This is a genomic window from Microcoleus sp. C2D2, assembly GCF_036702495.1.
Taxonomy (GTDB): Bacteria; Cyanobacteriota; Cyanobacteriia; order Cyanobacteriales; family Microcoleaceae; genus Microcoleus.
Map to the genome: position 1 here is coordinate 1 of NZ_JAUBTO010000268.1, position 5,648 is coordinate 5,648.

The window sequence follows — 5,648 nt, forward strand, 5'->3', positions numbered from 1 at the left end:
CCCCCCAGTCCTTGCGGGACTGAGGGGGATTGGGGCTATAAGAGCCTGACGATGACCTACTTTCACACGGGAACCCGCACTATCATCGGCGCAAAGTCGTTTCACTGTCCTGTTCGGGATGGGAAGGAGTGGTACCAACTTGCTATGGTCATCAGGCATAACTTGGAGTCGACTTGCTCTGAGAGCAAGACAACGAATTCATAGAGTGGAATCAGATTTTATGTGTTTTGACTGCGTCAACTTGGCATAACAATCTTCGAAGCTTGCACACGTCCATGAAGGAGCGTACACGGCTATCAAAGTTATAGGGTCAAGCCTCACGAGCAATTAGTATCAGTTAGCTTAACGCATTACTGCGCTTCCACACCTGACCTATCAACGTCCTGGTCTTGAACGACTCTTCAGGGGGCTCAAGGCCCCGGCAGATCTCATCTTGAAACGAGTTTCCCGCTTAGATGCTTTCAGCGGTTATCTCTTCCACACTTAGCTACTCGGCAATGCCACTGGCGTGACAACCGATACACCAGAGGTGTGTCCACTCCGGTCCTCTCGTACTAGGAGCAGGCTTCCTCAAATCTGCAGCGCCCACGGAAGATAGGGACCAAACTGTCTCACGACGTTTTAAACCCAGCTCACGTACCTCTTTAAATGGCGAACAGCCATACCCTTGGGACCGGCTACAGCCCCAGGATGAGATGAGCCGACATCGAGGTGCCAAACACCGCCGTCGATATGAACTCTTGGGCGGTATCAGCCTGTTATCCCCAGAGTACCTTTTATCCGTTGAGCGATGGCCCTTCCATACAGAACCACCGGATCACTATGTCCTGCTTTCGCATCTGCTCGACTTGTCAGTCTCGCAGTTAAGCACGCTTATGCCATTGCACTATCGTCACGATGTCCGACCGTAACTAGCGTACCTTCGAACTCCTCCGTTACGCTTTGGGAGGAGACCGCCCCAGTCAAACTGCCTACCATGCACTGTCCCCGATCCAGATAATGGACCTAGGTTAGAACCTCAAACACACCAGGGTGGTATTTCAACGTTGGCTCCATGACATCTAGCGACATCACTTCAAAGCCTCCCACCTATCCTACACAGATCTGTTCAAAGTCCAATACAAAGCTACAGTAAAGGTTCATGGGGTCTTTCCGTCTTTCCGCGGGGAGATTGCATCATCACAAACATTTCAACTTCGCTGAGTCTCAGGAGGAGACAGTGTGGCCATCGTTACGCCATTCGTGCAGGTCGGAACTTACCCGACAAGGAATTTCGCTACCTTAGGACCGTTATAGTTACGGCCGCCGTTTACTGGGACTTCAATCAAGAGCTTGCACCCCATCATTTAATCTTCCAGCACCGGGCAGGCGTCACACCCTATACGTCCACTTTCGTGTTTGCAGAGTGCTGTGTTTTTATTAAACAGTCGCAGCCACCGATTTTTTGCAACCCCGTTGGGCTCCCTCTGTTCGAGTTCACCTACTTGGGGCATACCTTCTCCCGAAGTTACGGTATCAATTTGCCGAGTTCCTTCTCCTGAGTTCTCTCAAGCGCCTTAGAATACTCATCTCGCGCACCAGTGTCGGTTTGCGGTACGGTCGTCAATAGCTGAAGCTTAGTGGCTTTTCCTGGAAGCAGGGTATCACTCACTTCGTCTGCAAGCAGACTCGTTATCACCCCTCATCTAAGCCCGGCGGATTTGCCTACCAGGCACGACTACAGGCTTGAACCAACATATCCAACAGTTGGCTGAGCTAACCTTCTCCGTCCCCACATCGCACTATTGATCGGTACAGGAATATTGACCTGTTTCCCATCAGCTACGCATCTCTGCCTCGCCTTAGGGGCCGACTCACTCTACGCCGATGAACGTTGCGTAGAAAACCTTGCGCTTACGGCGAGGGGGCTTTTCACCCCCTTTAACGCTACTCATGTCAGCATTCGCACTTCTGATACCTCCAGCATCCGTTACCAGACACCTTCACAGGCCTACAGAACGCTCTCCTACCACGTGCAATAAATTGCACATCCGCAGCTTCGGTAACTGGCTTAGCCCCGTTACATCTTCCGCGCAGGACGACTCGATCAGTGAGCTATTACGCTTTCTTTAAATGATGGCTGCTTCTAAGCCAACATCCTGACTGTTTTAGCCTTCCCACTTCGTTTCCCACTTAGCCAATTTTAGGGACCTTAGCTGGCGGTCTGGGTTGTTTCCCTCTTGAGTCCGGACGTTAGCACCCGGTGCTCTGTCTCCCAAGCTGTACTCGTCGGTATTCGGAGTTTGCATAGGTTTGGTAAGTCGCCATGACCCCCTAGCCTAAACAGTGCTCTACCCCCGACGGTAATACTTGAGGCACTACCTAAATAGTTTTCGGAGAGAACCAGCTATTTCCAAGTTTGTTTAGCCTTTCACCCCTATCCACAGCTCATCCGCTAGTTTTGCAACACTAGTCGGTTCGGACCTCCAGTACCTGTTACGGCACCTTCATCCTGGCCATGGATAGATCACTTGGTTTCGGGTCTACACCCAGCGACTGATTCGCCCTATTCGGACTCGATTTCTCTACGGCTTCCCTATTCGGTTAACCTTGCCACTGAATGTAAGTCGCTGACCCATTATACAAAAGGTACGCAGTCACCCTTGCGGGCTCCTACTTTTTGTAAGCATGCGGTTTCAGGATCTATTTCACTCCCCTCCCGGGGTTCTTTTCGCCTTTCCCTCACGGTACTGGTTCACTATCGGTCGATTACGAGTATTTAGCCTTGGAGGATGGTCCCCCCATATTCAGACAGGATTTCTCGTGTCCCGCCCTACTTGTCTCTACCTTAGTACCACACGTCTGTTTTCGCATACAGGGCTATCACCTGCTATGGCCGGACTTTCCATTCCGTTTTGCTAACAGTCGTGCTATCAATAGAAGGCTCTTCCGATTTCGCTCGCCACTACTTTCGGAATCTCGGTTGATGTCTTTTCCTCGAGCTACTGAGATGTTTCAGTTCACCCGGTTCGCCTCGCATGACTATGTATTCATCATGCGATACCTCTTGCGAGGTGGGTTTCCCCATTCAGAAATCTCCGGATCAAAGCTTATTTGCCAGCTCCCCGAAGCTTATCGCAGGCTATCACGTCTTTCGTCGCCTGTAATCGCCAAGGCATCCACCACATGCTCTTAGTCACTTGACCCTATAACTTTGACATCTCTTTCAAGATATCGCCGTAATCTTCAAGGACTTGCCAGGTCTTTCACCTGGCGCGTTATGCCGTAAACAACTTCAGATCCTCAGATCTGTCATCGTATTACTTAAGAATTTCAAACTAGGTTTGAATATTCGTTTTGACGCAATCAAAAATTCTTGTTGCTAGCGGCACGGTCTGCACTAAACCTTTACGAATGTGCAGTTTCCGCTAACAACTCTGATTCGACTCTATGAATTTTTAAAGAACAGCCGATTGATCAATCGATATTGATCAACAACAAAACAGCCTCGCATCATTTCTGATTCAAAGCCGCTTTGGTGTTGAGTAATCTCTTACTAACTTGTTGTTGTTTTTGTCTGTCGTCGTTGGTGGAGGATGACGGGATCGAACCGACGACCCCCTGCTTGCAAAGCAGGTGCTCTCCCAGCTGAGCTAATCCCCCATTCCGCTACCATTCCCCACAGCTCTCGCCGCAGTTCTACGTCCATCGGAATTTGGTGGGTCTAGTTGGGCTCGAACCAACGACCCCTGCGTTATCAACACAGTGCTCTAACCAGCTGAGCTACAGACCCTTTTCCAACAACCGATAAGTGTGGGCGTTCAATTTTGAATGCGGTTTTCCAGAAAGGAGGTGATCCAGCCGCACCTTCCGATACGGCTACCTTGTTACGACTTCACCCCAGTCACGAACCCTGCCGTGGTAATCGCCCTCCTTGCGGTTAGGCTAACTACTTCTGGCAGAACCCGCTCCCATGGTGTGACGGGCGGTGTGTACAAGACCCGGGAACGTATTCACCGTGACATTCTGATCCACGATTACTAGCGATTCCGACTTCACGCAGTCGAGTTGCAGACTGCGATCCGGACTACGAATGGCTTTATGGGATTGGCTCCCCCTCGCGGGTTGGCGACCCTTTGTACCATCCATTGTATGACGTGTGTAGCCCCACCTATAAGGGCCATGAGGACTTGACGTCATCCCCACCTTCCTCCGGTTTGTCACCGGCAGTCTCATTAGAGTGCCCAACTGAATGTAGCAACTAATGACAAGGGTTGCGCTCGTTGCGGGACTTAACCCAACATCTCACGACACGAGCTGACGACAGCCATGCAGCACCTGTGTTACGGTTCTCTTTCGAGCACTCCTCTATCTCTAAAGGATTCCGTACATGTCAAAGGTGGGTAAGGTTTTTCGCGTTGCATCGAATTAAACCACATCATCCACCGCTTGTGCGGGTCCCCGTCAATTCCTTTGAGTTTCAACCTTGCGGCCGTACTCCCCAGGCGGTCAACTTCACGCGTTAGCTTCGTTACTGAGTCAGTGAAGACCCAACAACCAGTTGACATCGTTTAGGGCGTGGACTACCAGGGTATCTAATCCTGTTTGCTCCCCACGCTTTCGTGCATGAGCGTCAGTACAGGTCCAGGGGATTGCCTTCGCCATCGGTGTTCCTCCGCATATCTACGCATTTCACTGCTACACGCGGAATTCCATCCCCCTCTACCGTACTCTAGCTATGCAGTCACAAATGCAGTTCCCAGGTTGAGCCCGGGGATTTCACATCTGTCTTACATAACCGCCTGCGCACGCTTTACGCCCAGTAATTCCGATTAACGCTTGCACCCTACGTATTACCGCGGCTGCTGGCACGTAGTTAGCCGGTGCTTATTCTTACGGTACCGTCATGGACCCCCTTTATTAGAAGGAGTCTTTTCGTTCCGTACAAAAGCAGTTTACAACCCGAAGGCCTTCATCCTGCACGCGGCATGGCTGGATCAGGCTTTCGCCCATTGTCCAAAATTCCCCACTGCTGCCTCCCGTAGGAGTCTGGGCCGTGTCTCAGTCCCAGTGTGGCTGGTCGTCCTCTCAGACCAGCTACAGATCGTCGGCTTGGTAAGCTTTTATCCCACCAACTACCTAATCTGCCATCGGCCGCTCCGTCCGCGCAAGGCCTTGCGGTCCCCTGCTTTCATCCGTAGATCGTATGCGGTATTAGCAAAGCTTTCGCTCCGTTATCCCCCACGATCGGGCACGTTCCGATGTATTACTCACCCGTTCGCCACTCGTCAGCATCCGAAGACCTGTTACCGTTCGACTTGCATGTGTAAGGCATGCCGCCAGCGTTCAATCTGAGCCAGGATCAAACTCTACAGTTCGATCTTGATTTTTTCGCTCTTTCGAGCAACTCATAAAAAAGAATTGAAGTGAACTTCACTTCTATCTCATGAGCGTTTGTAGTGCTAAGCACTAGTTCCAAAGAACTTGGCACTCGCCATCAAACGCCCACGCTTATCGGCTGTATATTTTTAAGGATCCTTGGCAGAATTCAGATCAGAACCGAGGCTCTTTTTCTTTCTTTCTACTGACTTAGCTGCGATCAGCTGAGCCTTGAATTCTAGCACGGTTTTTTAAGTTCCGTCAAACTTTTTGGAAGTTTTTGAAGCCGC

2 tRNA genes and 3 rRNA genes are annotated in these 5,648 nt (G+C 50.7%); all 5 read right to left on the reverse strand.

Annotated features, from left to right (window positions below):
• Positions 1 to 43: 43 nt before the first annotated feature.
• Positions 44 to 156 (reverse strand): 5S ribosomal RNA (gene rrf, locus QUB61_RS37385).
• Positions 157 to 306: 150 nt separating this feature from the next.
• Positions 307 to 3,185, reverse strand: a 23S ribosomal RNA gene (locus QUB61_RS37390).
• 381 nt (positions 3,186 to 3,566) lie between these two features.
• Positions 3,567 to 3,642: transfer RNA gene (locus QUB61_RS37395), tRNA-Ala, on the reverse strand.
• A 53-nt stretch (positions 3,643 to 3,695) separates the two neighbouring features.
• Positions 3,696 to 3,772 (reverse strand) — tRNA-Ile (locus QUB61_RS37400).
• Positions 3,773 to 3,824: 52 nt separating this feature from the next.
• Positions 3,825 to 5,357, reverse strand: a 16S ribosomal RNA gene (locus QUB61_RS37405).
• The 16S, 23S and 5S rRNA genes sit together here with 2 tRNA genes alongside, the layout of an rRNA operon.
• Between the last annotated feature and the right edge of the window lie 291 nt (positions 5,358 to 5,648).